This is a genomic window from Streptomyces sparsus, from assembly GCF_054776295.1.
In genome coordinates this window covers 1-1,741 of sequence record NZ_BAAHCA010000977.1, presented here as the reverse complement: position 1 = coordinate 1,741, position 1,741 = coordinate 1, and the positions used below count along the sequence as shown (strand labels likewise).

Sequence of the window (1,741 nt, the reverse complement as noted above, 5' to 3'; positions counted from 1 at the left end):
GCACGTTCGAGACGCGCGTCGAGATCTTCACCCCGCCCTACCGTGCGCGCGGGCCGTCACCTCCGTGCGCGCGGGCGCCGCCTCAACGCCAGCGCGGCGTACCCGAGCAGGACACCCAGCGAAGCGGTCACGACCCAGTCGCCGAACCGTACGTAGGGCGTGTCACCGGAGGCCAGCGGCACCGGATACACGCGTGCCGCCCGGTCCTCGACGCCCAGCCGCTCACCGACGGCCTCGCCGCGCGGGCCGTGCACCGCGCTCACGCCCGTCAGCGTCGCGTGCACCACGGACCGGCCGGTCTCCGCGGGCCGCAGCGCGGCGAGTGAGGCGTGCTGGGACGGTGCCCAGCCGTCCTGGAACGTCGACGTCGAGGACTGGGCCACCAGCAGGCGCACGTCCTCCCGTGCCAGGTGTCGGCTCATGTCGGGGAACGCCGTCTCGAAGCACACGAGCGGGCCGAAGCGCAGGCCACCGGTCTCCATGACCACCGGCTGCTCACCGCGCAGCCGGTCCTCCTCGGCCGCCGGCCCGACCGACGTGGCCCAGCCCAGCAGGGCCCGGGCCGGCACGTACTCGCCGAAGGGCACCAGCCGCATCTTGTCGTACCGCAGGTCTGCCGGACCCTCACCGTCGACCAGCACGGAACTCTTGTAGATGCCCGACCCGCCGACCCGCCGCGCGTCGACGTTCACCAGCAGCGGCGCCTGCACCTCACGCGACAGTACGGCCAGGCGCTCCGCGAGGTCGGTCCGAGCGTTGAGGTCGTAGCCGACGCTGCTCTCCCCCCACACCACCAGGTCGACGTCCCTGCCGGCGAGTCCCCGGGTGAGGTCCACGCCCCGGTCGAAGCGGGCCGCCGCCGACGGGGTTGGCCCCGGCTGGACGATCGCGACGCGTGCGGTGCCCGCGGGCGCCGGACGGGGCGTCCAGAGCCAGCAGCCACCCACCAGCACGGCGGCACCGAGCATCAGCGCACCGGCCGCGCGGCGGTGCTCCGGCACCGCCAGCAGTACCGTCAGGCAGACGTTCACGGCGACCAGCAGCCAGCTGACCAGCCACACTCCGCCCCACGCCATCAGCCGCAGGGCCGGCGGCACCTGCCACTGGCTGGACCCGAGCAGGGCCCAGGGGCCGCCCAGGTACTCCCAGGAGCGGACCAGTTCGATCGCGACCCAGCCCGAGGCCGGCAGCCCGGCGGCCGCGAACAACGCTCCCGCGGACGGCCGCCCGGAGAGCACCCGCACGGAGAGGAGGCGGGCGGTCAGCAGGCCCCACGGCGCCCACAGCAGGCCCATCAGCGCGGCCAGCACCGCCAGGAAGACGTGCAGGCTCGGAGCCAGCCAGTGATGGGTCGCCAGCACGAAGCCGGTGCCGCCCAGCCACCCGACCAGGACCGCCCGGCGACCACCGGCGGCGGCCCGCAGGAGCAGCAGCCACGGGACCAGCGCGACCGGAGCCAGCCACCACAGGGCCGGAGCGGGAAACGTCAGCGCGGGCAGTGCCCCGGCGGCGAGTGACACCGCGCCGAGCAGCCCGCCGCGCACCAGCCGCATCCCGTGCCTCCCGGTTCCCTCCCCGTACCGTCCCCGTCTGCTGCTCCCAGTGTGCGGGGTGGGCCGCCGGCGGCCCAGTGGGCCTCACGGGAGAGGCGGCCACCGGTGCTACCACCGAGGTCCGCTCACCACCGCCCGGGCCACGCACCACCACCCGCACCGCACCCTCGCGGCGCCACGCGCCCGCT

The 1,741-nt window shown here is 75.5% G+C and carries 1 protein-coding gene; it reads right to left on the bottom strand.

All coding sequences use genetic code 11. The annotated features are described in order from the left end of the window. Positions 1-56: 56 nt before the first annotated feature. Positions 57-1,553, bottom strand: coding sequence for an apolipoprotein N-acyltransferase (gene lnt / locus ACYVE9_RS25520; protein ID WP_461030254.1), 1,497 nt, complete (start codon positions 1,551-1,553; stop codon positions 57-59). Positions 1,554-1,741: the final 188 nt, after the last annotated feature.

Excerpts from the sequence above, each read along its gene's own strand:
- lnt (WP_461030254.1), bottom strand. The coding sequence starts at position 1,553 with ATGCGGCTGGTGCGCGGCGGGCTGCTCGGCGCGGTGTCACTCGCCGCC.